Here is a 23,411-nt window from a genome sequence, read left to right as displayed (position 1 = left end):
ACCCTTTTGCCCGGGGAGCCCTGGAGGCTGTCCCCTCCGGTTGTCAGTGGGGTCGGCTAGCGTGCGAGGCATGCGCTACTTCAACACGACCGGGCCTTGCCTCCCCACACGGCACTACATGCTGGCCGCACAGGAACGACTGCCGCTGGCCCATGAGCTTGTGGAGGAGGGCCGGTACTTCGTGGTGCACGCGCCTCGACAGACCGGGAAGACGACGGCGCTGGCGTCGATGGCCCACGATCTGACGGCCTCGGGAGAGTATGTGGCGCTGCGGTTCTCCTGCGAGACGGCCGAAGTGACGGGAGACGATTACGAGCAGGCGGAGTTGCTCATCCTGGGCGCGATCCGGAGGGCCGCCGAGTGGGCCGGACTGCCGGACGAGCTGGCGCCGCCGAACCCATGGCCGGATGACGTGCCCGGGGCCAGGCTCGTGCGAGGGCTGGCGGAGTGGGCGCGGAGCTGCCCGCGTCCGCTGGCACTGTTCTTCGACGAGATCGACGCGTTGCAGGGGGAGAGTCTGCGCAGCGTGCTCCGCCAGTTGCGGGACGGGTACACGGATGGGCGCGACCAGTTCCCGCATGCGGTGGTGTTGTGCGGGCTGCGGGACGTGCGCGACTACAAGGCGGCCTCGGGTGGGGATCCGAGGCGTCTTGGCACGTCGAGCCCGTTCAACATCAAGGTCGCTTCGCTGCGGCTGGGTGACTTCAGCGAGGCCGAGGTGCGTTCGCTGTACGGGCAGCACACCGCCGAGACCGGCCAGGAGTTCACGGCCGAGGCGCTGGAGCGAGCCTTCTGCTACACCCAGGGCCAGCCCTGGCTGGTCAACGCGCTGGGGTACGAGATCGTCAGGCGGATGCGGGTCCCTCAGGACACGCCGATCACGGCCGAGCATGTGGACGAGGCGAAGGAGCGGCTGATCCTGGCGCGGGCGACGCATCTGGACTCGCTGGTCGCCCGTTTGGGTGAGGACCGGGTGCGACGGGTGATCGAGCCGCTGATCGCCGGGGAGCTGCCGGAGGAGGCCGATACCTACGCCGACGATATGACCTATGTCCGTGATCTGGGCCTGATCGCCCCGAACTCACCGGTGCGGGTGGCCAACCCGATCTACAAGGAAGTCATCGTCCGCGTTCTGGGCATCAGGACGGAGTCGGTCGTCACCGACACCCCCAGCAGCTTCCGCCTCCCCGACGGCCGCATCGACCTGGACAAGCTGCTCCGCTCCTTCGCCGCGTTCTGGCGGGAGAACGGCGAGATCCTGGCCACGACGTCGACCTACCCCGAGGCCGCCGCGCAGCTGGTCATGATGGCGTACCTGCACCGCATCGTGAACGGCGCGGGCTTCATCGACCGGGAGTACGGCGTGGGGCGCCGACGGATCGACCTGCTGATCCGTCAGCCGTACACCGAGGCCGACGGGTCCCGGGCGGTGCAGCGCGCGGCGCTGGAGCTGAAGGTCTGGCGCGAGGGCCGTATCGACCCGCTGGCGGATGGGCTGGCGCAGTTGGACGACTACCTCGACCGCACGGAGCTGCCCACAGGCACCCTCGTCGTCTTCGACACCCGCTCACAGGCGGCCCCGGTGCACGAGCGCACGGCCTTCTCGGAAGCGACGACGCCCTCTGGACGTACGGTCACCCTGCTGCGGGCCTGAGGGCTGGGGGATACAACAAGGCCCCGATCCGGAGATCGGGGCCTGTGCTGTGGCTGGGGCCGGGGTCGAACCGGCGACCTACCGCTTTTCAGGCGGTCGCTCGTACCAACTGAGCTACCCAGCCGAGGAGTTCCAACGAGGGGAACTCCAGCGGTCCTGACGGGATTTGAACCCGCGGCCTCCACCTTGACAGGGTGGCGAGCACTCCAAACTGCTCCACAGGACCTTGCGTTGTGCGAACAGTGTCGCACAGGGTGTTGCGTGCCCCCAACGGGATTCGAACCCGTGCTACCGCCTTGAAAGGGCGGCGTCCTAGGCCGCTAGACGATGAGGGCTATCGGCCCGCCTGGGCGCTTTGTCAGCGCGTCGGGGACGTCTGAAGCATATGGGATGGCGGGGGGGATCGCCAAAACGGATTACGAGGGGGAGGGCGAGGGGGTCGCGCCGCGGCGGTTGTCGTCGGCGAGGTGGCGGCTGACCTCCGCCGTCGTCTCCCCCAGCCCGCCCAGCTTGATCTCGTCCCACGCCTGGAGCCGCCGGCTGTCGCGGTCGAAGTAGAGGATGGACGCCTCGATGGGGTCGGGGTACTTGCCTTCGACGGCACGCAGCCCGCTGCCTCCGGTGGACCCTTCGACGCGCAGCCGCGTGCCCTTCTTCATGACCTCGGTCTCCCGGTGATGGAGGTGCCCGGACAGGACGAGGGGGACGGCCCCGTCGACCTCGCGCGCGGCGGACGGCTCGTGGACGATCGCGACGTCGGCCGGCGGCCCCAGCCGCAGCGCGCCCGCGAGCCGCCGCCCGGCGGCCTCCTGGACGCCCTTCTGCCGGACCGCCGACCGGTCCGGCGTGAACTGGGGATCGCCCATGCCGGCGAACCGCAGCCCGGCGAGGGTGACGGCGCGCCCGTCGTCCAGGACGTGCACGTCGCGCATCCGCTCCAGGTACCGCTGGGTGACGAGGGAGTCGTGGTTGCCGCGCACCCAGACGTACGGCGCGCCCAGGTCGGGGATGGGGTCCAGGAAGGGGTTCTCGGCGGCCGACCCGTGGTCCATCGTGTCGCCGGAGTCGACGATGACGTTCACCTCGTACTGCTCGACGAGCGTCGCGATGATCTTCCAGCTCGCGGGGTTGAGGTGGATGTCGGAGACGTGCAGGACGCGGACGGTCGTGGGGTCGGGCCGGTACACGGGCAGCGTCGAGGTGACGTCGTACAGCTTGGTCACGTTCGTCACGAGCCGGGCGAGTTCCTGCTGGTAGACGTCGAAGTCGGTGACGATGCCGCGGGCGTCGCCGACGAGGGAGGGGGCGGAGGAGAGGAGGCCGGAGAAGCGGGGTTCCAGGACCGACTCGGGGTTGAAGGTGGCGGCGGCGGTGGCGCCCGAGGCGGTCAGCAGGGAGAGGGCGAGGCCCCCGGCCAGCAGCGCCTTGCGCGGGCGGCGGTACACCGCGAGCCCCAGCGCCGTCGCCCCCGTCACGACCGCGGCGCAGGAGCGTACGGCGAGGTCGAGCGTGCCGTGGGAGACGTCGCGGGCCACCTCGTCCTGGAGTCCGGAGAGGCGTTCGGGGTGGTCGACGAGGGCCTGGGAGCGGACGGGGTCGAGCTGGTCGACGTTGACGTCGAGGCGGACGGGCGCGGTGTGGGTGTCGAGGGAGAGCGCGCCGAGCGGGGAGACGTTGATCTTCGTGCCGCCGGTGAGGGACGGCCGCAGCGTCATCGTCGTGTCCATCGGGCCGACCGACGTACGGACGTCGCCGACGACCAGCAGACCCAGCCAGGCGCCGACGACGACCACGGTGACCATGGCGAGGGCACCGCGCCAGCGGATCAGGGACTCCCGGAGACGGACCATTGGAGCCGTATGCCCGGGGGCGTGTGCGGATATGTGCGGTGCCGGACAATGGGCGTGTGCTGGAGATGACGCGCGAGGAGTTCGAGGAACTGGTCGCCGAGGCGCTCGACCGGATCCCCCCGGAGCTGACGCGGCTCATGGACAACGTGGCGGTGTTCGTGGAGGACGAACCACCCGCCGACGACCCGGAGTTGCTCGGCCTGTACGAGGGCACGCCGCTGACCGACCGGGGGGAGTGGTACGCCGGTGTCCTGCCGGACCGGATCACGATCTACCGGGGGCCGACGCTGCGCATGTGCGAGACGCGGGAGGAGGTCGTCGCGGAGACCGAGGTGACCGTCGTCCACGAGATCGCCCACCACTTCGGCATCGACGACGAGCGGCTGCACGCGCTGGGGTACGGGTGACCGGACGCGTGTCCTCTTGAGTGCGGCGGGAGTTGGGAGGGGTGACTTCCCACTCCTCACCCGGAGGCTCCCGTGCGCTCCTGTTCCCTTTCCGTCCGGCTGGCCGCCTCGGTGCTGGCCGTCGCCGCCGCCTCCGGCTGCATGAGCGTGGGGGACGACGCCGACGGCGCGGGCGCCGCGAAGCCGTCGCAGTCGGCGGGTCAGCCGGGGGGCGCGGCGCCGGACGGCGGGAAGGCGGGGGAGGGCCGGTACGTGAACGGCTCGACGCACCGGGGCGACGACAAGGGCGCGCGCGACGGGGACCACTCCGGCGCCCCCTCGGCGACCCCGTCCGCGTCCCTCTCCGCGAGCGCCTCGCCGTCCGCGCCCGCGCCGAAGCCGGGGAAGCCGGGGCCTGGCAGGCCGACGCCGACCCGGTCGGCCGTACCGGAGCCGCCGCAGCAGTCGCCGGAGCCGCCGACGCCGTCCCCGGAGCCGCCGTCGTCCTCGCCGGAGCCGTCTCCGGTGGAGCCGTCGCCGTCCGCGCAGGAGCCCGCGCCCGGGGGCTGACCTGCGGGATTTGCCTAGTGGGGGGTGAGGTGCGTATGGTGGTAGATCGTTTGATCCCATTTGCCCGGCGCCAACGCAGAGCGCGCCGTGTGGCGCGTACTCTCCCCAGCCGTGGCGGACCGCATAGAGGCGGTCGTATTGCAGAAATCACGGAGTTGACGGGCGCGTGCCGACGAGACTCCGGAAGGTTTCGCATACGCATGTCCATTTCCAGTTCTGATCAGGTCGTCGAGTCGGTCGTCGTCGAGTCCGAAGAGATCGCGGAGGCCGCCGAGGCCGCCGAGGCCGTCGAGGCCGTTGAGGCCCCCGTCTCCGACGAGGCTCCCGAGACCACCTTCGCCGACCTCGGTCTCCCCGAGGGCGTCGTGCGCAAGCTCGCGCAGAACGGCGTCACGACCCCCTTCCCGATCCAGGCCGCGACCATCCCGGACGCGCTGGACGGCAAGGACATCCTCGGCCGGGGCCGCACCGGCTCCGGCAAGACCCTCTCCTTCGGCCTCCCGACGCTCGCGCGCCTGGCCGGCGGCCGGACCGAGAAGAAGCGCCCGCGCGCCGTCATCCTCACCCCGACCCGCGAGCTCGCGATGCAGGTCGCGGACGCGCTCCAGCCGTACGGCGACGTCGTCGGCCTGAAGATGAAGGTCGTCTGCGGCGGTACGTCGATGGGCAACCAGATCTACGCCCTGGAGCGCGGCGTCGACATCCTCGTCGCCACCCCGGGCCGCCTGCGCGACATCATCAACCGCGGCGCCTGCTCCCTGGAGGACGTCGAGGTCGCCGTCCTCGACGAGGCCGACCAGATGTCCGACCTGGGCTTCCTGCCCGAGGTCACCGAGCTCCTCGACCAGGTCCCGGCGGGCGGGCAGCGCATGCTGTTCTCCGCGACGATGGAGAACGAGATCTCCACGCTGGTCAAGCGCTACCTGAGCGACCCGGTCACGCACGAGGTCGACAGCGCCCAGGGCAACGTCACGACCATGTCGCACCACATCCTCATCGTGAAGCCCAAGGACAAGGCGCCGGTCACCGCCGCGATCGCCTCCCGCAAGGGCCGCACGATCATCTTCGTCCGCACCCAGCTCGGCGCCGACCGCGTCGCCGAGCAGCTGCGCGAGTCCGGCGTGAAGGCGGACGCGCTGCACGGCGGCATGACCCAGGGCGCCCGTACGCGCACCCTGGCCGACTTCAAGGACGGGTACGTCAACGTCCTCGTCGCCACCGACGTCGCCGCGCGCGGCATTCACGTCGACGGCATCGACCTCGTCCTGAACGTCGACCCCGCCGGCGACCACAAGGACTACCTGCACCGGGCCGGCCGTACCGCTCGCGCGGGCCGCACCGGCACCGTCGTATCGCTCTCGCTCCCGCACCAGCGGCGCCAGATCTTCCGGCTCATGGAGGACGCGGGCGTCGACGCCGGGCGGCACATCATCCAGGGCGGGTCGGCGTTCGAGCCCGAGGTCGCGGAGATCACCGGCGCCCGGTCGATGACCGAGGTGCAGGCCGAGTCGGCGGGCAACGCCGCTCAGCAGGCCGAGCGGGAGGTCGTGCAGCTCACCAAGCAGCTGGAGCGGGCGCAGAAGCGTGCCGCCGAGCTGCGGGACGAGGCCGACCGGCTCGTCGCCCGCGTCGCCCGCGACCGTGGCGAGGACCCCGAGGCCGCTGTCGCCGAGGCGCAGGAGCAGGCCGTCGCCGAGGTGCAGGCCGCCGTCGAGGAGGCGGCGGCTGCGGAGGTCGCCGCCGAGCGGCGCGAGTTCCGGCGCGACGACCGGGGCGACCGGCGTGACGACCGTGGTGGCCGTGGCTTCGAGCGGCGTGACAACGACCGCGGCGGGTTCCGTCGCGACGACCGCCCGTTCAACCGCGACCGCGGTGACCGGCGTGACGACCGTGGTGGCCGTGGCTTCGAGCGGCGTGACAACGACCGTCCGGGCTTCGAGCGCCGTGACGGCGAGCGTGGCGGCTTCCGTCGCGACGACCGCCCCTTCAACCGCGACCGGCGTGACGACCGTGGTGGCCGTGGCTTCGAGCGCCGTGACAACGACCGTCCGGGCTTCGAGCGCCGCGACAACGACCGTGGCGGCTTCGAGCGCCGCGACAACGACCGCGGTGGCTTCCGTCGCGACGACCGCTCCGGTCACCGCGGCAGCGACCGTCCCTTCAACCGCGACCGCCGCGACGACCGTCCCGGCTTCCGCTCCGGCGGCCACGACCGCCCGTCCTTCCGCCGCGACGACCACCGGGGTTCGGGCACGGGTTCGTCCTCCTTCCGCCGCGACGACAAGCCGCGCTGGAAGCGCAACGGCTGAGACCGAGTGAACCTGGAGGGCCCCTTGCTTCGGCGGGGGCCCTTTTGGCTGCCGTTGTTTTTTGGCCATCTGTGACGCATGTCACGCACCGGCCGAGGGAATTGCTGGGGGCATGACAGAAGACGCCGCCATACCCGCCGAACGCGCCTCGGAACTCACCTCCGACGAGGAGCGCCTGGCCCAGCTCGGCTACACCCAGGTCCTCGCCCGCCGCATGTCCGCGTTCTCCAACTACGCCGTCTCCTTCACGATCATCTCGGTGCTGTCGGGCTGCCTCACCCTCTACGCGTTCGGCATGAACACGGGCGGCCCCGCCGTCATCACCTGGGGCTGGGTCGCCGTAGGGCTCATGACCCTGTTCGTCGGGCTCTCGATGGCCGAGATCTGCTCGGCGTACCCGACCTCGGCGGGCCTGTACTTCTGGGCGCACCGCCTCGCGCCCCCGCGTACGGCCGCCGCCTGGGCCTGGTTCACCGGCTGGTTCAACGTCCTCGGCCAGATCGCGGTGACCGCGGGCGTCGACTTCGGCGCGGCGTCGTTCCTCGGCGCGTACCTCAACCTCCAGTTCGGCTTCGAGGTGACCCCCGGCCGGACGATCCTGCTCTTCGCGGCGATCCTGCTGCTGCACGGCCTCCTCAACACCTTCGGCGTGCGCATCGTCGCGCTGCTGAACAGCGTCAGCGTCTGGTGGCACGTCCTCGGCGTCGCGGTCATCGTCGGCGCGCTCACCTTCGCGCCGGACCACCACCAGTCCGCGTCCTTCGTCTTCGGGGAGTTCGTCAACAACACGGGGTGGGGGAGCGGCGTGTACGTCGTCGCGCTCGGGCTGCTGATGGCGCAGTACACGTTCACCGGGTACGACGCCTCCGCGCACATGACGGAGGAGACGCACGACGCGTCCACCGCCGGCCCGCAGGGCATCGTCCGCTCCATCTGGACCTCCTGGATCGCCGGGTTCGTGCTCCTGCTCGGCTTCACCTTCGCCATCCGGTCCTACGACGCGCAGTTGGGCTCCGAGACCGGCGTACCGCCCGCGCAGATCCTCCTCGACGCCCTCGGCGCGACGGCCGGCAAGCTGCTCCTGCTCGTCGTCATCGGCGCGCAGCTCTTCTGCGGGATGGCGTCCGTGACCGCCAACTCCCGCATGATCTACGCCTTCTCGCGCGACGGCGCGCTCCCCTTCTCCCGCGTCTGGCACACGGTCAGCCCCCGTACGCGCACCCCTGTCGCCGCCGTCTGGCTCGCGGCGGGCGGCGCGCTGGTCCTGGGGCTGCCCTACCTGATCAACGAGACGGCGTACGCGGCCGTGACGTCCATCGCCGTCATCGGGCTGTACATCGCGTACGTGATCCCGACGTTCCTGCGGCTGCGCAAGGGGGCGGAGTTCGACCGGGGGCCCTGGCACCTGGGCCGCTGGTCCTCGCTCATCGGCGCGGTCGCGGTGACCTGGGTCGCCTTCATCACCGTCCTCTTCATGCTCCCCCAGGTCTCCCCCGTCACCTGGGAGACCTTCAACTATGCCCCCATCGCGGTCCTCGTCGTCCTCGGCTTCGCGGCGACCTGGTGGCTCACCTCGGCCCGCCACTGGTTCCTGAACCCCGACCGGACCCCCCGATAACCCACCCATCCCCGCCCATTCCACCCCCCGACGCGGCCGTGTCCCCCATACCCGATCGGCGACACGGCCCCGGGCGGCTATGCTCGGGGGGCAACATCGGCCAGGGCCCTTAGCTCAATTGGCAGAGCAGTGGACTTTTAATCCATTGGTTGTGGGTTCGAGTCCCACAGGGCCTACGGGTCGTAGGTGGGGGTACTCCCTCTGACCTGCTGTGCAGCGCCTGAGTCGGCTTCGGTCGGGTCAGGCGCTGCTTCGTTGTCGGAGTCGTGCGTGAGCGAGGCTCGCAGAACGGACCGGCAGCGCGGCACAGCGTCCGGATGCCGAGGACCACACGGCATCCGCTGGTCCCGCCTCGCAATCGCTGCAAGCAAGGCGGCGCTGATCACGACCCCGCGGACAGCCTCGGGGCAAGCAGTTCCAGCGCTTCCTCCCAGTGATACCGGTCGGCCCCGCCCCCCGCCTTCGGCCGATGAGGCTCGTACGACCCGATCAGGACGCCCATCTCGCGCAGCCGCTCCAGGCTCTGCCGGTACGCGGGGTGAGCGGCCTGGGCGGAGTTCAGGTACGGCAGCACAGCCACCGGTACGCCCATCGCGGGTGCTTCGCACAGGATGCCCAGGGCGAGGTTGTCGGAGATCCCGGCGGCCCACTTGTTGACGGTGTTGAAGCTGGCCGGGGCGACCGCGATCGCGTCCGCGGGGCGGGTCGGGCGTGGTTGGTCCGGGGTTCGCCAGGCCGAGCGGATGGGGAGACCGGTCTGCGCCTCGACCGCCTCGACGTCGAGGAAGCCGAGTCCCTGCGGGGTGGCGACGACACCGACGTCCCAGTGCTGTTCCTGCGCTGCGGTGATCAGTTTGCCGACGTCGGGGGCCACCCCGGCCGCGCAGACGATGATCTGGAGGAACGGCTTGTCGGGCTGGTCACTCACGCGGGCACTCCCAGTTGGCGACTGAAGTGGTGCAGTTCGGGCAGGGCCCGGCGACGGTCGCGGGCCGCCATGTCGGCGACCAGCTCGCGTACGGCCGGGCGGCGGATGTCCTGGGCCGCACAGCTCTCGGCGATGCGCAGGGCCTGGTAGCCGTCGGCGAGTCTGCCCTGCTGACTGTAGGCGCGGGCGGTCTCCACCCAGAGTGCGGCCCGGCGCTCGGGGACGGGAATGTGGTGCCGCATGAGGGGCCGTGCGGTTTCCAGCGCGATGCCGGCGTCGCCGAAGGAGACGGCCGCGCTGATCTCGTGCAGAGCGACGTTGGTGGGGCTGAAGTTCGCCCAGGCGTCGGGTCGGTCGAAGGAGACGTAGCGCGCCACCTCCTTGGCCTCGGTGAGGAAGTCCTGAGTGGCGGCACGGTCACCGTTTCTGCTGGCGGCGGTCGCCCCACGGAGCAACAGCAGACCGACCGCTGCCAGGTACCGGGGTGAGCGCCGGTCGTAGGAACCGCTGAGCTGGTCGGCAGTGTGGCGGACCATGTGCACGGCCTGGGTGGTGTGCTTCTCGCGCACGAGGACGTGGGCGTGAACGCGGACACTGGCGGCGAGGACAACGGGATCACCTGACCGCTCCGCCTCGGCCATGGCCCGACCGGCCGCGAGCCAGGCGTTGCCCTGATCGGCTCGCTTCAGCAGCAGACTCACCGACGTCTGGTACGCGGTGGCCAGCAATCCGGACGCCTCCGCCGAGCCGGATGAGCCACTGGCGGCATGGCGCAGGTCGGTGATCAGACTCGGCAGCGTCCGCTCCAGGTCCGCGTACTCGCACGTGCAGAACATCCGGCGTACGTCCTGTGTCCGGTCCCGCAGTTCGTCGATGCCCAGGGCCTGCTCGGGGGCAGCAGGGCTCGTACCTGGCAGCAGAACTTGCACCAGGTCGTGATGTGCCGCGGTGGACGACGAGGGAGCCGCGAGAGCCGCGACGCTCGCGGCCAGGAAGGTACGGCGGTGCATGTCCTCTGTTCCGGGGTCGGCGGGGCTGGCATCGGAGGAGGCGGCGAGACCGAGACAGTGCGGCGGAATGCCCAGCACCCGCGCGATCTCGCGCAGCGTGCGCACGTCTTCGGTGCCCCTGCCACCCTCCAGGCGGCTCACCTTCGACTGGTGGTACCCCAGGGCGGCGGCGACGTCCGTCTGCGAGCGCCGCTGTAACACGCGTGCCTGCCGGATCACTTCGCCGATCCGTCTCGCCTCACTCTGTGCATCGGCCATCTGTGCCACGGCCCCTTCTGCCGCCGCCGATCCTGCCTGCTCAACCGAGCGTAACCGAGCGGCAATTGGACGCGATGCAGCTCCTGCATAAGCGATGCGGCGACGGCACACCGCGTGGCCCCGCCTGCCTCCGAAGCGGTTGCGTGGAGCCGCCGCACCGATCCAGGAGGCCGCTCATGGAAGCGCATCAGATCCACTTTCCCGTTCACGGCACCGCTGCTGCCGCCAGTTCGGCGCGCCAGCGGCTCGCGATCGGGATACGGGACTGGGACGCCTCCCTCGATCAGGAACTTCTGGAGACGGCGGAACTGGTCGCCGCCGAGTTGCTCGCCAACGCGGTACGGCACGCGGGCCACGGCCCCATCTCGGCCGGCGCCCGCTTGAACGACGAACGCCTGCTGGTCGAGGTGACCGACGCCGGCTCCCAGGCCCCACAGTCCGGACTGCCGGATGCGGAAGAGGAGGGCGGACGCGGCCTGTTCATCGTCGCCGCCCTCGCGGATCGCCACGGGATCGACCTGCTGCCCTCCGGCAAGCGGTGCTGGGCCGAGCTCAAGGTCACCGGTCCGGAACAGCCCTCACGATGCCTTCCCCCGCAAAGGAGTTGACGGTTGACAGCCGTAAGGATTCCCCCGGTCGCCGCCGAAGTGGTCGCCATCCGGCCAGGGACCCCCCTCGCCGGTTCCGTGACCGTCGACGGGTCCAAGAACGCGGCCCTGCCCCTGCTGGCCGCCGCAGCGACCCTGCACCGGCAGGTGCACCTGGGCAACGTCCCGGCGAACACCGACGTCGAAACGATGCTCACCCTGCTCCAGCAGTCCGGCTGGCACACAGCCCGCCCCGTCACCGATCCGCACACCGTGGCCGTCCTGCCCAGCGACAGGCCGAAATCGGGGCCCGACCCCGAGACCGCCGCGCGCATCCGAGCCTCGTACTACCTCGTGCCGGCACTGCTCGGTGCATACGGACGGGCCCGGCTCCCCTGGCCGGGCGGATGCCGGATCGGGGAGCGCGGTATGGAGCAGCACTTCACGGTCTACGAGCGCTTCGGCGACCGCACGACCGTCGACGACCGGGGCTACCTCGTGGAAGCAGCCGCCGCGGGGACCGGAACGGTCTCGATCATGCTGCCCTTCCGTTCCCGAGGTGCGACCGTCGCCGCCGTCCTGCGCGCCGTCGTGGCCGGACGGCCGCTGAGGCTGGGCGGGCCCAACCTCTCGCCGGAAGTGCTCAGTGTCGTAGAGGCGATACGGCTGGCTGGATGGCAGTGCAGGGCCGACGGGTCCCTTCTCTCGCTCACGCCGCCCCCGACCGCCCCCATGGAGGCCATCGCCTGGAAGGTGCCCGGCGACAAGATCGAAGCCGGCACGCTGGCCTGTGCCGTCGCGGTGACGGGCGGCGAGGCATGTATCCGCGGTGTACGCGGCGACGCCGTCGTACCCCTGGTCGGCACCCTGCGAAGGCTCGGCGTGCCGACCAGCGTCGAGGGCGGCGTCCTGACCGTCCACGCCCACGGCACCCGGCCCACCAGCCGGCCGCTACGAGCCGTCGCCTCCCTCGCCCCGGGCGGCCTGGACGCCGACTTCGAACCGTCCTTGATGGCCTTGGCCCTCACCCGCCCTGGCACCCACCTCTTCTCCGACCCCATCAACCCCGGCCGCCACGGCAACCTCCTGCCCCAACTCGCCCGCCTCGGCGCCGAGATCCACGACCTGTCACCCACCAAGTGCCGTCTCACCGGCCCGCAGCAGTTGACCGGGACCGGAGTGGAGGCCACTGACATCCGCACAGGCTCGGCCCTGCTCATCGCCGGCCTCACCGCGCGCGGCGTCACCACGCTGGGCGGCCTCGACCAACTCCGGCGCGGACACGCCGACCTGCCCACCAAACTGCACGCCCTCGGCGCCGACATCTGCGAGGTCACCCCATGAGCCGACGGTTACGGAAGATCACCGCTACGACCGACGTCCACTCGGCCTTCGACGTGGCCACGTCGATGCTCACCCATCTCCACACCGCCAGGGCCGAGAGCCTGATCGTGGACTGCGGCGATTTCTTCGAGGGGAGCGGCTACTACCGCTTCGGCAAGGGCCGGATCGAGCGCGAGATCCTCACCAGCCTGTACGACCTGCTCGCGCCGGGGAATCATGGCTGGCCGCACTACTTCGAGCCAGGGCTGCACGAGATGACCGTGTGCGCCAACGCCTCCGACACCAACGGCAAACCGCTCTTCGACCGGGTCCGCGTCAAGCGGATCGGCGGCCAACGGGTCGCCATCACGGCGGTGATCGGCCCTCAGGCGTTCAACACGATCCCCATCCGCGACCGCAACGGCCACCACGTCACCGACCCGGCTCACGCCCTGCGCGAGGTGATGCTGGAGAACCATCACCGAGCCGACGCGTGGATCGTGTTGTCCCACTCCGGCTTCGAGGAGGACCTGAAGCTCGCCGTCGTCTGCCCGTTCGTGGACGTCGTCTTTGCCGGGCACTGCCACAGCGACACCTACGGCCCGGTGCGCATCGGTGACACGCTGGTCGTCAAGGGGCGTGAACTCGGCATCGGCTATGCCACTGCGGCACCGGTCGGCAGCGGCTGGACTGCTCGCACATGCGCCTTTCCCGACGCTGCCGTAGTTCCCGAAGACCTCGCCATGGTGCGGGAGAAGATCTTCTTCGTCGGCCGGAAGCTGGCGAGTCCGCTCGGAACCGTGAATGAGCCTTATCGCAATGGGGAGTTGGATCGCGGTCGTCTGCTGCGAGAGATCGCTGGCCGACTCCACTCCGGCCTCGGCGTAGACGCAGTGGTCCTCAACGAGACCGCGCTCCGTTCCGTACCGCTCGGCGAAGTGCTCACCCTCGGCGACCTGTTGGCCGTCGAGCCCTTCGGCAACCACCTCGTCCACGCCGCTCTTCCAGACGAGCGCGCTCAGCTCTTCAGGCAACTCGCCGAACGGGTAGGCCCGTTGGTCATCACCCCTATGCCACTTCCGTTGGTGGTGAGCAGCGTACTGACGACCGACTACCTCGCCGACAGCCACTTGGGCGGACGAACGCGCCAAGCCGGGCTGCGACTTGGCCAAGCCGTACAACGCGCCGTTACTGCTGCGGGAGGCGAGCAGTGATCCTCACCGGACCCGAGATCACCGCCGCTGCCCGCGACGGTCGTCTGACCATCGACCCCTTCGAGCTGGAACAGGTCAACCCCAACAGCTACAACGTCCGTCTCGGTCCCACCCTGCTGACCTATGCGGACACGGTGATCGACTCCTACCGTCCGAACCTCACGCGTGAGTGGGAGATCGGGACGGACGGATACGTGCTCCAGCCCGGCGAGTTGTACCTCGGGCACACCCTCGAACAAGTCGGCTCCGACTCCTTCGTGCCGCTGCTGTTCGGTCGTTCCTCGGTCGGCAGGCTCGGCCTCTTCGTCGAGATCACCGCCCCCATCGGCGACATAGGCTTCCACGGCCAGTGGACGCTGATGCTTTCGCCGGTCCGTCCGTTGCGGGTGTACACCGGGATGAAGATCGCGCAGATCATGTTCTTCGTCTCCACCGGTGAAATCGCCCCCTACCAAGGCAAGTACCAGGCCGCCGCAGGCCCGCAGCCGTCGAAGTACTGGCGGGATGTCACCCCGTTGAAGCCGGTCGCCCCGTGATCCTCACCGGCCCCGCGATCAGTGCTGCCCTCCAGGCCGGCGAGATCACGATCGACCCCTATGACCCCGCCCGCCTTTCCCCGAACGCCTACGACTGGCGACTCGGAGACAGGCTCCGCATGTGTGCCGGCGACCTGGATGCCGCCGCTCCCACCACGTTCGTCGAACAGACCATCCCTGCAACGGGTCTGGTGTTGCGGCCAGGGGTGCTCTACCTCGGCATCACGCTGGAGAAGACCGGCTCGGAGACGTACGCGCAGATGCTCAACGGCGACCGCACCATCGGCGCACTCGGCATCTGGGTCCACGTCTCCGCCCCGCTCGGCCACCAAGGCCACGCCATCCGCTGGACGTTGGAGATCCGCGCCGCCAAGCCCGTCCGGGTCTATCCGGGGATGACCTTCGGCAAGCTCGTCTTCCTCACCGCCTACGGCACGCCGGCCAGCTATCAACAGCAGCTCTCCAAGTACGCGGCCACGGAGGGCATCGACATCTCTCGCCTCTACGAAGAGATCCGCGGAGGAGTCCAGTGAATCCCCATCCGGCCGCCACCCTGCTGGACCTGCCCGCCGGAAGTCCGGGCGGCAGCGTCGAACTCTTCCTCGATCTCTACACCGGCGACCGCCCTTTGATCCCGGCACGCGCGTTCATGCTTGGCCCGCCTAACGCCAGACACCACCTCCCAGCCGGGCTCGGCCTGCTTCCCGCCGCAGGGAAGTGCTTGGAAGGCCCGGCATTCGGCCGTTACGTCGCAGCCCTGCGCAAGGCTTTCTCAGCCGCGGTCGACCCAGCTCGGATCAGCGTCCTGCACCTCCAGCACCTCACCTTCGGAGCCAGCCCCGCGCTGATCCAAGCCCTGCCCCTGCATCCCCGCATCGCTCTGGTCCACGGCACCGACCTGATCTTCGCCGAGGCTCACCGCGATCAACTCCGCGTCCTGCGCGAGACCGCCAGAGCCGCCGACGCGATCGTCGTACCGACGGGAGCAATGGCCGACCGCCTCCTCAAACTCGCCCCGCAGACCGACCGCCGGAAGATCACCCAGATCTCCTGGGGCATCCCCGATCACCTGCTTACTGACCCGCCACCCCGGCCACCCCGCACTGCCACCAGCCACCTACGGCTGCTGTACGCGGGACGGCTGACAGCCGAGAAGGGGGCCGAGGCACTGGTCAAAAGCCTGGCGCCCGTGCCGGGTGTCGAGCTGAGCATCGCCGCGCCCCAGGCCCAATTCCACGCCCTGGCACCGATGTTCCACCGGGCTGGCATGCGGCCCCGCTACCTCGGCTGGCTACGCCGTCCACAACTGTGGAAGGCGTTCGCCGAACACGACGTGCTGGTCATGCCGTCCACCACCCTGGAGGCCATGGGCCTGGTCGCGCTGGAGGCCCAAGCCTGTGGACTGCCTGTCCTCTACCAACCCGTACCCGGCCTCAACGAGACCCTCGCCGCCTCCGGCGTCGCCACCGACTTCACCAACTCGGCTGCTCTCGCCCGCGATCTGGATCGGCTTCGAACCTCACCCGGCCTGCTGTCCGCGCTACGGCAGGCGGGTTACGCGAACGCTGCTCGATACCCGCTGTCGCGTGCCGCACAAGCTCTGCTCGACCTCGGCCGCCAACTCTCCTGAGCAGGTGCGGAAACCGAGCTGTCGGGGGAGGCAAGGGCAGCCCCGCACGCCGTTTCTCCACTCATCCCACCCGCGTCCTACGCTGACCGGCGGGATGCCCACTGCGAACAGGGAGACCATGACGTACCGCACCGACCGCATCGAACAGCTCCTGAGCGAAGGCGTCCGCGACAAGGTCTACCCCGGCGCTGTATGGGCCCTCGGAGACGCCGCCGGAACTCACGTCCACGGCACCACAGGGGTCCTCGACCCCGCGCAGCCGGATGTGCCGATGCGCCCCGACACCGTTTTCGACGCCGCCAGCCTCACCAAGATCCTCGCGGTGTGGTCCTCCATCGGCTCCCTCTGGGAAGAAGGCAAGCTCGACCTCGACTCCCCCCTCGGTACCTTCTGGCCCGAGGTCGAAGACCACGCGCTCGGATCGGTGACCGCCCGGCAGTTGCTGACCCACACGGCGGGCGTCCCTCTGCGGGCTCAACTCAGGAACCTCTACGGCACCGACCCACAGGACATCCGTGACGGCGTGCTGAGGGAAGCACTGCACCGCCAGCCCGGAGGGGCCGTCGAGTACACCGACCGGGCCGCCCTCATCCTCGGCTACCTCGCCGAACACCTCTCGGGCCGGCGCCTCGATCAACTCGCCGCTGAGCGGATCTGGCAGCCGCTCGGTATGAACACCACCCGGTTCGGGCCGCTGCCCTCCGCGATCACCGCACGGTGCGCACCGACCGAGTTCGACCAGGACACCGGCGCTCACCTCAAAGGCGTCGCCCACGATTTCTCCGCGCGGCTCCTGGGCGGCGTGTGCGGCATCGCCGGCGCCTTCACTGTCCTCGACGACCTTGCCGCGTTCCTGAGTCACATGCTGGGTGGCACCTCCGCGCCTGAGCAGGCCGGCTTCGGGCCCGCCTGGGTGGCCGAGTCGCTGACGATCCAGACCGGTGAACTGGAGCCCGTACGCGGCCTGTTCTGGCACCCAGCTCCCGGTACCAAGCCGACCGAGGATGTCTGGGTGCACTACGGCTTCACCGGAACGGGCATGTGGATCTCACCCGGTCAGGGGCGCTGGGCCGTCCTGCTGACCAACAAGCTCTACTACACCCGCGACCGCCAGCCCCTCACCGAGATTCGCAACGCCTTCCGCGAACTCGCCTTCGGCTGAGACAGCGGTCCGACTTGCGCCGTCGGCTCGAAGGCGACTTCAACTGCGACCATCAACCGGGGAACAGTGTCAGCACCTTAGGGGCGATGAGCTTCTCACCCACCTCGGACGCATCCAGGGTCAATGCCGCTAAGTTACGGCTTGGACCCGGCGCGGCCCGCCGCCAAGTCGGTGCGAGGGCAGGGGTCAGCCTTGGTCTTCCTCCTGCTCGTCCCGCAAGGCGTCGCGCACGGAGCGCCAGGCGCGGATGGCGTTATCGATGTCCACCAACAGTCCTCGAAGTTGGCGAATGAGTAACCGCGCAGCACAAATTGCAGTGACGACTTCGAATTCCACCGTCAGCCCGCTCATCGGCTGCTCCCCACCTCGGATACCAGCCTCTCCGTCTCACACCGCGAAGTCGTTACCACGCCAGGCAAATCTCGTGATCACCCTCGGTTTCACCCAAGCGATCAAACGGACATGCGGCTGAGTCCAGCGAGCCGATCCTCGTTGAAGCACCGCGTACGAGACTCGCCGCTGCGAGGGCGAGAGCCAGCATCAGAGTTGATGCTTTTACTGATCTTGGAGATCCGTGTCACGGGAACGACGCTGAGTCGATGCACCCACGCTGCCCGTCGAACGGGCCAGTGTCATTAGGGCTGAGCCTACTTTTTGTGATCTTGGATGGATTCGCAAGCGTGACCCGTCCGAAGCACTTCCGTGCAGCTCATGTGGGGCGGTCTGCGTGAGCGATGCGTGAGCGGATGGTCCAGCAGGAGCCGTCAGGCATTAGCCCCCGATACATAGCGAGGCCATCCTGAAAGGTAGTTCGGGACGCCCAAGGACCGTCCGGAACCACCCAACAAGCTCTGGCCAGGACTTTTGATCCATTGGTTGTGGGTTCGAGTCCGACAGGGCCTACGGGGTGTGCAGCGCCTGAGTCGGCTTCGGTCGGGTCGGGCGCTGACTCGTTTTCGGGCCGTGGCCGTGGGTGCTCAGTGGTCGGAAGAGCTGAAGTCGCCCACTGTCCAGGCGCTGACGTCGTCGATCGCTACCCGGTACATCCCGCCCGGGCGAGAACTTTCCCAGGAGGGCGGAATCCGTCAGCACCTCCGAGACCCTCTGCCTCCACACGGCTTCGGGAGCCAGTCGGCCGGTGATGACAGTGCCACCGGTGACCACGGTCAGAGACATCTGGTCACTCTGCCCGGACTCCGCCAGGGTGGCGTCGCGTACGGCATCCGGAACACCCCGACAGCCGCCGGGGTGTTCCGCCACGGTGCCCGGCGGCCCGGCTCGTCCGGCCCAGGACAGGGCGGAGAGCCTCCGCGTCGGGTCTGATCACCCGGTGACCGGGACGGGCGTGAGAGACATCCCGGTGGAACACAGGGCGGAAACCGGCGGGGTGTGAGGACCGCAATGACATGCGCACCCGGCCAGGCCGACACGGTCGTTCGCGCGGTGCCCCGCAGGTTCCAGAGCTGCGGTGTGAAGAACTGTCCACCGGCGCAGGATTCGGTCCCCTGCGCCGACCGTCGACGCCTCGGGTCGAGCGGTGCACGGACAGCTGCGCGACTGCGCTCAGTGCCTGTACCCAACCGTATGCCCGCCGGATCAGGAATGACCCGCCCGCCCGCCTCCTCCCGAAACGCAGGACGAACGGGCCTCTGGGCGGCGGGAAGCACACGCGTGGACCCACGAGCGACGGCATCAGGACCGTACGTCCACACGTCCACGCCTGCGACGCGGCAGCTATGCCGCTGTGTACGGCGGAGGCGCCCGCGGACACCGCCGTCGGTCAGGTTCATGGGAATCAGAGGAAGAAGGACGAGCCGAGCCGCCACAGCAGTAGGCTCGTCACACGGTTGCCCGTGACCCCGGCCCTCTCCGTGAAGTCCCGTTCCGCGCAACAGAGGTACTGCGCAGGGCGGAAGCCATCCGACCGACTGAGGAGATGGGACGCATGAGTCCGCATCCCGACGTGTTCGACGAGTGCCGCGTGGTCCGGGCGGGCGGTGAGCTGGACTTGACCACGGTGCCGGCCTTCGCGCGCGACCTGGAGGACGCCCGCCACGGCAGGGGCCGGCGGTTCCTGATCGTCGACCTGAGCGGTGTGATGTTCATGGACGGCAGCGTCCTGGAGCCGCTGTGCGCGGCCTGGCGCGACTGCCGCGGGCGGGGCGGATGGGTACGCGTGATCCATCCCCGGCCGGGAGCGGCGCTCGTGTTCCGGGCCGGCGGTCTGCTGGAGCGGTTCCCCCGCTACGCGAGTGCCCAGGACGCCTGGGAGGGCGTCACCGCGGACCCTGCGGCCACGCACCGGGGCACGTAATGTACGGCGCGGGCCAGGCGGTGTCCCACCCCGGAGCGTCCTGGCCGGCGAGGAACGGGAAACGGTGATCAGCAACGGCATGGCCGGCCTTCTGCGGACGCTGCGGCGCCGTGGGACCGGCGACCCGGCGCAGGCGTGCGCGCGGGTGCTGGGCGCCGACGGTGTCGTGCTGTCGATGCTGCCGGCCGGTGATCGGATGCCCGAACCGCTGTGGTGCCACCCGGAGTTGAGCGCTCGGTTCGAGGAGCTCCAGTTCACTCTGGGCGAGGGTCCGGGCCCGGACGCGGTCCGCACCGGAGCGCCCGTCGTGGAGCCGGACCTGGATCGGGTGCGTTCCGAGCGGTGGCCCGCGCTGCTGCCGGCCGCGCGCGAGCTGGGTGTCCACGGTGTGTGCTGCTTCCCGCTGGGTATCGGCGCCATCCGGGTCGGCGTCCTGACCGTGTTGTGCGACGGGAACCGACGGCTGAGCGAGCAGCAGTACGCGGACGCCACCGCCCTGACGGCCGCCCTGACCGGCGCCTTTCTGAACGGGGCGCCACCCCGCGAGGGTCGGAACGGGGACGTGCCCGGATCGGGCGGGTTCCCGGAGTGGCCGTCCGGGCTGCACCGTGCGGCCGTACATCAGGCCACGGGGATGGTCAGTGTCCAACTGGGCGTGTCCATGGACATCGCCCTGCTGCGTCTGCGGGCCCACGCTTATGCCAGTGGTCGTCCTCTGGGAGAGGTGGCGCAGGACGTGGTGGCCCGCAGGCTCCGATTCGACGACGATGTGAACGGGCCGTATTCGCCCGGTGGTGGAAAGGGATGATCGGCATGGCCCGCGAACGACGTCTGGCGGAGATCTTCGTGGAGGTCGCCGACTCCCTGGTCGAGGACTTCGACGTCATCGACCTGCTACAGCGCCTGTCCGCGCGCTGTGTCGAACTCCTCGACGTGTCGGCGGCCGGGATCCTGCTCGCGGACGCGCACGGGGAACTGCAGGTCATCGCCGCCTCGGACGAACACACCCGGCTGCTGGAGCTGTTCGCGCTCCAGCACGACCAGGGACCGTGTGTGGAGTGCTACCGCACCGGCGCCGCGCGCACCAACATCGACTTGACGCACCCGGAGACGACCGCGGGCTGGCCGCGCTTCGCCTCGCGGGCCCGCGAGACGGGCTACGTGCGCACGCACGCCATCCCGCTGCGCTTGCGCAGTCGCGTCGTCGGCGCGCTCAACCTCTTCCAGACCACACCCTTTCGCCTCGGCGACGACGACATCGCGCTCGCCCAGGCGCTCGCCGACGTGGCCACCATCGCGATCCTCCAGCAACGCACACTGGAGCAGTCGCACGTCGAGAACAGCCAGCTGGAGAGCGCGCTGACCAGCCGTGTCCTGATCGAGCAGGTCAAGGGCGTGCTGGCGGAGCGCTGGAACACCTCCGTGGACGATGCCTTCGCCGCGTTCCGGTCGTACGCCCGTGCCCGTCACCTGCGCCTGGCGGATCTCGCCGCCCGGATCATCTCGGGAGGTTTCGACACCACGGGCATCCCCGCGCCGGCTCCTGACCGGCCGGAGGACAGCCGCAGCTGACCCCTCTCAGGCCCCGCCGCCGGTGTCGACGAGGATCTGGGTGGCCGGCGTGACGTTGTCGGCGCGGACCGCTTCGGCCATGGCGGCACGCGCGGCGTCGGGTCTCGTGTGCGGTGGGACCACGAGGAGGGAGAAGAGATCCCTCTCGTTCCGGGTGATCAGGACGGTGTCGTCGCCGACCGGAGAGGAATCGATGCGGACGACACGGCCGTCGACGGTCATGCGCGTCGGCAGTTTCTCCCAGGCGTCGGCGTCCAGGCCGACGCGCGTGATGGGCCCGAGGTACCCGGTGAGCGCGGTGACCAGGGCGGGAAGTTCGGCGGAGATGTCACGGGAGCGCGGCCACCATGCCCCGTCCAGCACTCCCTGGCGGTCGTGAGTCGTCTCCAGACGTACGACGGCCGTGCCGGGCCTCACGGCCTGGTGGACGGCGTCCGGCAGGAGCCTGGTCACCCGCGGGGAGTGGGAGTCGGGCATCGCTCTCGCCTGCCTGCCGGGAATCGAGGGGGAACGGCGTGGCTTCCTGGTTTCACGGTACTCCCCGGCGGATGGCGGCAGGGAAGCCCGAGGGGCATCCGCGAGGGCTGTGGGACGCACCGGGGTAGGGTGGGAGAACCGGTCCGTCTTCCGCCGGCCGTCGAACTCCGAGGTCGCCATGCAGCCCATGGAAGCACCCCCGGGCGGGTACGCCGAGGTCCGTATCGTCGCCGACTCGCCCGAGGCCGCACGTCGGGTCGCCGAGGCTCTCCGACGCTGCTTCGCCACCACCGAGCAGCGCAGCTATCCCGCCGGTGCCGACGGGGGAACACGCCTCGATCTCACTGTGGACACCGCCCGCGCGGCAGAACCGGCACGGTCGTGGCTGGAGAGCAGCCGGCCCGAAGAGATCACCCGTCGGCGGAAGTGAGCCGGGGGGCACGGAACGGTCCCCCCGGACCCCTGCGGGGAGTAGCGTGAAGGCATCGGGAGCACTTCGCACACCGGCTCCGATGCCGGTGCCGTTCCCGGTGAGCGACGACACCGGACGGCTGCGCGACGCAGGGTCCGGAGACGGGTCTTGCGTGATGTCCGCGACCATCCCTCTTCCTCCGCCGCGGGCCGTTCCCTTCAGGGCTCCGACCGCGCGCCTCGCGCTGAAGTCCGAGAGCCCTTCCGGTGGGTCCGCCGGGCTGGACGGCGCCTGGTGGCCCCGCTCACGCGAACTGTCGGCCGAACTCTCCGCGCTGGCCGACGTGCTGGATCCGCTGTGGGGACGGATCACCCGAGTGGCCCTCAACACCCGGCACTGGCCGATCCTCCCGTCCAGGGTCTTCGTCAACGGCCATGCGGTGAGGGTCGGTTGGTTCACGGCGGAGCTGGATCCGCACGCGATCCTTCTGCAGTCCTTCACGGCGGGCCGCTGGAACCTGCTGGTGATTCCTCCGGAGACCGGTGCCTCCTCGGCCGCCCGGCTGCTGGCGGCCACGAGTGCGGATACCGGCCGGCCGACGACCGCGACCGCGCTCATGACGGCGGAACGGGCTCGTGGGGCAGGCCCGGAGGCCGGAAAGAGCGGGAGTGGCAGGGCTTTGTCGTCGCCCGGCATGAACCAGCAGCACGCCGTGGGGGTGTGAACGCCGTGTTCGCCGCCCTGGTGGTCAGCGCTCTGCTGATCCTGGTGGTCGTCGCGACCCGCCTGGTTCTCCGGTTCGAGGCACCGCGCGCGCAACCCACCGACTGCCACGGCCGCGAGGTGCGTGGCGGGTCGCGTCACACATGACCGTCGGCCGCAGCCGCCATGAGCGGTCCCGCGGCCTCCTCGGTCGTGTCGGGGGGCACGACCACCAGATCCCAGCGCCCCTGGCCGGGAGTGAGCAGGACGATGGTGTGAGGGGCGGACGGCGTGAGGTTCCTGCGCAGCCGTAGGACCTGGTTGGCGACGAGCATCCGGCCAGGTCCGGCGGGCCAGGTCGCCCCGTTGACGGTGACGCTGGTGATGTGGCCCCACGTGCACGGCAACCCGGCGAGCAGCCGGGGAAGCTCGGTGAACAGGTCGTACGACCGGGGCCACCACGCTCCGTCGATCGGCCTCGGCAGATTGCCGCGGGGGGCGAGTCGAAGGCGCAGGAGAGGATGAGAGGGAGGCGGGGGTTGCAGTGCGGTGGCCACGGGGGGCTCCTGCCGGCGAAAGGTACACGGATGAGGGGGTGGCGGATGCCGACGGCTACAGGTCGGGTCCCCGGGCTGCCACTGAGGACGGGTGACGTGCGGTGGAAGGAGCGCGGTCCGGTGGACTCACCGGAACACGAGGACCGGAATACGAGAGGGCGTTCCTGAGCCGGTCCGAGTTTCGGCATACGAAAGGTCCTCGTCTCCTTCACCGTACTCCCGCCTGTGTAACAACCGCGGCTGCTCGCGAGCGGCAGTCGTGCTGATCGCCCTGACACAGGCCGATGTCCGCACGACACAAGGGAAAGCGGTACTCGACGATGTACGGCCGGACACGCTCCC

The 23,411-nt window shown here is 69.9% G+C and carries 24 protein-coding genes, 4 tRNA genes and 1 pseudogene; 19 read left to right on the top strand and 10 right to left on the bottom strand.

Translation table 11 applies throughout. The features are described from left to right. Positions 1 to 70: 70 nt before the first annotated feature. A complete protein-coding gene (locus PV682_RS28645; protein ID WP_319734689.1) occupies positions 71 to 1,654 on the top strand; it encodes a P-loop NTPase family protein in 1,584 nt (527 codons plus the stop codon). A gap of 50 nt (positions 1,655 to 1,704) precedes the next feature. Here PV682_RS28645 and PV682_RS28640 read toward each other — a convergent pair. The 4 genes from PV682_RS28640 to PV682_RS28625 all read right to left on the bottom strand — a co-directional run bounded on the left by PV682_RS28640 (position 1,705) and on the right by PV682_RS28625 (position 3,504). After that, positions 1,705 to 1,778: transfer RNA gene (locus tag PV682_RS28640), tRNA-Phe, on the bottom strand. Between the two features lie 27 nt (positions 1,779 to 1,805). Then, positions 1,806 to 1,880: transfer RNA gene (locus PV682_RS28635), tRNA-Asp, on the bottom strand. Between the two features lie 36 nt (positions 1,881 to 1,916). Then, positions 1,917 to 1,989: transfer RNA gene (locus tag PV682_RS28630), tRNA-Glu, on the bottom strand. Positions 1,990 to 2,070: 81 nt separating this feature from the next. After that, positions 2,071 to 3,504 carry a metallophosphoesterase family protein gene (locus tag PV682_RS28625; protein WP_319734688.1) on the bottom strand — a complete coding sequence of 478 codons (1,434 nt, stop codon included), beginning with the start codon at positions 3,502 to 3,504 and terminating at the stop codon, positions 2,071 to 2,073. Between the two features lie 56 nt (positions 3,505 to 3,560). Between PV682_RS28625 and PV682_RS28620 the strand changes: the two genes are divergently transcribed. The 5 genes from PV682_RS28620 (at position 3,561) to PV682_RS28600 (ending at position 8,563) form a co-directional block, all read left to right on the top strand. Then, positions 3,561 to 3,911 (top strand): metallopeptidase family protein, encoded by a 351-nt coding sequence (locus PV682_RS28620; protein ID WP_055723322.1) that lies wholly within the window; start codon positions 3,561 to 3,563, stop codon positions 3,909 to 3,911. A 72-nt stretch (positions 3,912 to 3,983) separates the two neighbouring features. Continuing rightward, entirely contained in the window at positions 3,984 to 4,460 is a 477-nt protein-coding gene (locus PV682_RS28615; protein WP_319734687.1) for a hypothetical protein, read from the top strand. 200 nt (positions 4,461 to 4,660) lie between these two features. Then, positions 4,661 to 6,769 carry a DEAD/DEAH box helicase gene (locus PV682_RS28610; RefSeq protein WP_319734686.1) on the top strand — a complete coding sequence of 703 codons (2,109 nt, stop codon included), beginning with the start codon at positions 4,661 to 4,663 and terminating at the stop codon, positions 6,767 to 6,769. Between the two features lie 112 nt (positions 6,770 to 6,881). Further along, a complete protein-coding gene (locus PV682_RS28605; protein WP_319734685.1) occupies positions 6,882 to 8,387 on the top strand; it encodes an amino acid permease in 1,506 nt (501 codons plus the stop codon). A 103-nt stretch (positions 8,388 to 8,490) separates the two neighbouring features. Beyond that, positions 8,491 to 8,563: transfer RNA gene (locus tag PV682_RS28600), tRNA-Lys, on the top strand. Between the two features lie 206 nt (positions 8,564 to 8,769). On the opposite strand, the gene PV682_RS28595 is transcribed toward PV682_RS28600, so the two are convergent. Then, the gene (locus PV682_RS28595; protein ID WP_319734684.1) at positions 8,770 to 9,315 is read right to left on the bottom strand and encodes a flavoprotein; all 546 of its coding nucleotides are present in this window, start codon (positions 9,313 to 9,315) and stop codon (positions 8,770 to 8,772) included. Beyond that, positions 9,312 to 10,583, bottom strand: a complete 1,272-nt coding sequence (locus PV682_RS28590; protein WP_319734683.1) for a helix-turn-helix domain-containing protein — start codon at positions 10,581 to 10,583, stop codon at positions 9,312 to 9,314. The genes PV682_RS28595 and PV682_RS28590 overlap by 4 nt, the downstream gene beginning before the upstream one ends. A gap of 176 nt (positions 10,584 to 10,759) precedes the next feature. On the opposite strand from PV682_RS28590, the gene PV682_RS28585 reads away from it, so the two are divergent. The 7 genes from PV682_RS28585 (at position 10,760) to PV682_RS28555 (ending at position 17,035) form a co-directional block, all read left to right on the top strand. Further along, complete coding sequence (locus PV682_RS28585; RefSeq protein WP_319734682.1) at positions 10,760 to 11,191, top strand: ATP-binding protein; 432 nt, start codon at positions 10,760 to 10,762, stop codon at positions 11,189 to 11,191. 39 nt (positions 11,192 to 11,230) lie between these two features. After that, complete coding sequence (locus tag PV682_RS28580) at positions 11,231 to 12,514, top strand: UDP-N-acetylglucosamine 1-carboxyvinyltransferase (RefSeq protein ID WP_319734743.1); 1,284 nt, start codon at positions 11,231 to 11,233, stop codon at positions 12,512 to 12,514. Then, complete coding sequence (locus tag PV682_RS28575) at positions 12,511 to 13,707, top strand: metallophosphoesterase (RefSeq protein ID WP_319734681.1); 1,197 nt, start codon at positions 12,511 to 12,513, stop codon at positions 13,705 to 13,707. Before PV682_RS28580 ends, PV682_RS28575 begins: the two co-directional genes overlap by 4 nt. Beyond that, entirely contained in the window at positions 13,704 to 14,243 is a 540-nt protein-coding gene (gene dcd / locus PV682_RS28570) for a dCTP deaminase (protein WP_319734680.1), read from the top strand. The genes PV682_RS28575 and dcd overlap by 4 nt, the downstream gene beginning before the upstream one ends. Then, positions 14,240 to 14,776: a dCTP deaminase gene (locus PV682_RS28565; RefSeq protein ID WP_319734679.1), complete on the top strand. Its 537-nt coding sequence runs from the start codon at positions 14,240 to 14,242 to the stop codon at positions 14,774 to 14,776. Before dcd ends, PV682_RS28565 begins: the two co-directional genes overlap by 4 nt. Continuing rightward, positions 14,773 to 15,873 (top strand): glycosyltransferase family 4 protein, encoded by a 1,101-nt coding sequence (locus PV682_RS28560; protein ID WP_319734678.1) that lies wholly within the window; start codon positions 14,773 to 14,775, stop codon positions 15,871 to 15,873. The genes PV682_RS28565 and PV682_RS28560 overlap by 4 nt, the downstream gene beginning before the upstream one ends. 118 nt (positions 15,874 to 15,991) lie before the next feature. Continuing rightward, positions 15,992 to 17,035: a serine hydrolase domain-containing protein gene (locus PV682_RS28555; RefSeq protein WP_319734742.1), complete on the top strand. Its 1,044-nt coding sequence runs from the start codon at positions 15,992 to 15,994 to the stop codon at positions 17,033 to 17,035. A gap of 186 nt (positions 17,036 to 17,221) precedes the next feature. Here the strand turns inward: PV682_RS28555 and PV682_RS28550 are convergent, their stop codons facing one another. Both PV682_RS28550 and PV682_RS28545 read right to left on the bottom strand, forming a co-directional pair. Continuing rightward, a complete protein-coding gene (locus tag PV682_RS28550) occupies positions 17,222 to 17,386 on the bottom strand; it encodes a hypothetical protein (protein ID WP_319734677.1) in 165 nt (54 codons plus the stop codon). 626 nt (positions 17,387 to 18,012) lie between these two features. Beyond that, positions 18,013 to 18,211 (bottom strand): annotated as a pseudogene (locus tag PV682_RS28545) (hypothetical protein). 769 nt (positions 18,212 to 18,980) lie between these two features. Here PV682_RS28545 and PV682_RS28540 point away from each other — a divergent pair. The 3 genes from PV682_RS28540 to PV682_RS28530 all read left to right on the top strand — a co-directional run bounded on the left by PV682_RS28540 (position 18,981) and on the right by PV682_RS28530 (position 20,921). After that, positions 18,981 to 19,349: an STAS domain-containing protein gene (locus PV682_RS28540; RefSeq protein ID WP_319734676.1), complete on the top strand. Its 369-nt coding sequence runs from the start codon at positions 18,981 to 18,983 to the stop codon at positions 19,347 to 19,349. A 64-nt stretch (positions 19,350 to 19,413) separates the two neighbouring features. Beyond that, complete coding sequence (locus PV682_RS28535; protein ID WP_319734675.1) at positions 19,414 to 20,157, top strand: GAF and ANTAR domain-containing protein; 744 nt, start codon at positions 19,414 to 19,416, stop codon at positions 20,155 to 20,157. Further along, positions 20,154 to 20,921 carry a GAF and ANTAR domain-containing protein gene (locus tag PV682_RS28530; RefSeq protein ID WP_319734674.1) on the top strand — a complete coding sequence of 256 codons (768 nt, stop codon included), beginning with the start codon at positions 20,154 to 20,156 and terminating at the stop codon, positions 20,919 to 20,921. Before PV682_RS28535 ends, PV682_RS28530 begins: the two co-directional genes overlap by 4 nt. Positions 20,922 to 20,927: 6 nt before the next feature. On the opposite strand, the gene PV682_RS28525 is transcribed toward PV682_RS28530, so the two are convergent. Beyond that, positions 20,928 to 21,398: a DUF5994 family protein gene (locus PV682_RS28525; RefSeq protein ID WP_319734673.1), complete on the bottom strand. Its 471-nt coding sequence runs from the start codon at positions 21,396 to 21,398 to the stop codon at positions 20,928 to 20,930. A gap of 178 nt (positions 21,399 to 21,576) precedes the next feature. On the opposite strand from PV682_RS28525, the gene PV682_RS28520 reads away from it, so the two are divergent. The 3 genes from PV682_RS28520 (at position 21,577) to PV682_RS28510 (ending at position 22,680) form a co-directional block, all read left to right on the top strand. Further along, positions 21,577 to 21,828: a hypothetical protein gene (locus tag PV682_RS28520; protein WP_319734741.1), complete on the top strand. Its 252-nt coding sequence runs from the start codon at positions 21,577 to 21,579 to the stop codon at positions 21,826 to 21,828. 157 nt (positions 21,829 to 21,985) lie between these two features. Further along, positions 21,986 to 22,534 (top strand): DUF5994 family protein, encoded by a 549-nt coding sequence (locus tag PV682_RS28515; protein ID WP_319734672.1) that lies wholly within the window; start codon positions 21,986 to 21,988, stop codon positions 22,532 to 22,534. Then, the gene (locus PV682_RS28510) at positions 22,531 to 22,680 is read left to right on the top strand and encodes a hypothetical protein (protein ID WP_319734671.1); all 150 of its coding nucleotides are present in this window, start codon (positions 22,531 to 22,533) and stop codon (positions 22,678 to 22,680) included. Before PV682_RS28515 ends, PV682_RS28510 begins: the two co-directional genes overlap by 4 nt. On the opposite strand, the gene PV682_RS28505 is transcribed toward PV682_RS28510, so the two are convergent. After that, a complete protein-coding gene (locus PV682_RS28505) occupies positions 22,671 to 23,069 on the bottom strand; it encodes a DUF5994 family protein (RefSeq protein WP_319734670.1) in 399 nt (132 codons plus the stop codon). The genes PV682_RS28510 and PV682_RS28505 overlap by 10 nt on opposite strands. Between the last annotated feature and the right edge of the window lie 342 nt (positions 23,070 to 23,411).

This window comes from Streptomyces niveiscabiei, assembly GCF_033794345.1.
Lineage (GTDB): Bacteria > Actinomycetota > Actinomycetes > Streptomycetales > Streptomycetaceae > Streptomyces > Streptomyces niveiscabiei.
Note: the sequence above shows the minus strand (reverse complement) of the source record. Positions and strands in the feature narration are given on the sequence as shown.

Excerpts from the sequence above, each read along its gene's own strand:
- PV682_RS28645 (WP_319734689.1), top strand. The coding sequence starts at position 71 with ATGCGCTACTTCAACACGACCGGGCCTTGCCTCCCCACACGGCACTAC.
- PV682_RS28625 (WP_319734688.1), bottom strand. The coding sequence starts at position 3,504 with ATGGTCCGTCTCCGGGAGTCCCTGATCCGCTGGCGCGGTGCCCTCGCC.
- PV682_RS28610 (WP_319734686.1), top strand. The coding sequence starts at position 4,661 with ATGTCCATTTCCAGTTCTGATCAGGTCGTCGAGTCGGTCGTCGTCGAG.
- PV682_RS28605 (WP_319734685.1), top strand. The coding sequence starts at position 6,882 with ATGACAGAAGACGCCGCCATACCCGCCGAACGCGCCTCGGAACTCACC.
- PV682_RS28590 (WP_319734683.1), bottom strand. The coding sequence starts at position 10,583 with ATGGCCGATGCACAGAGTGAGGCGAGACGGATCGGCGAAGTGATCCGG.
- PV682_RS28585 (WP_319734682.1), top strand. The coding sequence starts at position 10,760 with ATGGAAGCGCATCAGATCCACTTTCCCGTTCACGGCACCGCTGCTGCC.
- PV682_RS28575 (WP_319734681.1), top strand. The coding sequence starts at position 12,511 with ATGAGCCGACGGTTACGGAAGATCACCGCTACGACCGACGTCCACTCG.
- PV682_RS28555 (WP_319734742.1), top strand. The coding sequence starts at position 15,992 with ATGACGTACCGCACCGACCGCATCGAACAGCTCCTGAGCGAAGGCGTC.
- PV682_RS28550 (WP_319734677.1), bottom strand. The coding sequence starts at position 17,386 with ATGAGCGGGCTGACGGTGGAATTCGAAGTCGTCACTGCAATTTGTGCT.
- PV682_RS28540 (WP_319734676.1), top strand. The coding sequence starts at position 18,981 with ATGAGTCCGCATCCCGACGTGTTCGACGAGTGCCGCGTGGTCCGGGCG.
- PV682_RS28530 (WP_319734674.1), top strand. The coding sequence starts at position 20,154 with ATGATCGGCATGGCCCGCGAACGACGTCTGGCGGAGATCTTCGTGGAG.
- PV682_RS28525 (WP_319734673.1), bottom strand. The coding sequence starts at position 21,398 with ATGCCCGACTCCCACTCCCCGCGGGTGACCAGGCTCCTGCCGGACGCC.
- PV682_RS28520 (WP_319734741.1), top strand. The coding sequence starts at position 21,577 with ATGCAGCCCATGGAAGCACCCCCGGGCGGGTACGCCGAGGTCCGTATC.
- PV682_RS28515 (WP_319734672.1), top strand. The coding sequence starts at position 21,986 with ATGTCCGCGACCATCCCTCTTCCTCCGCCGCGGGCCGTTCCCTTCAGG.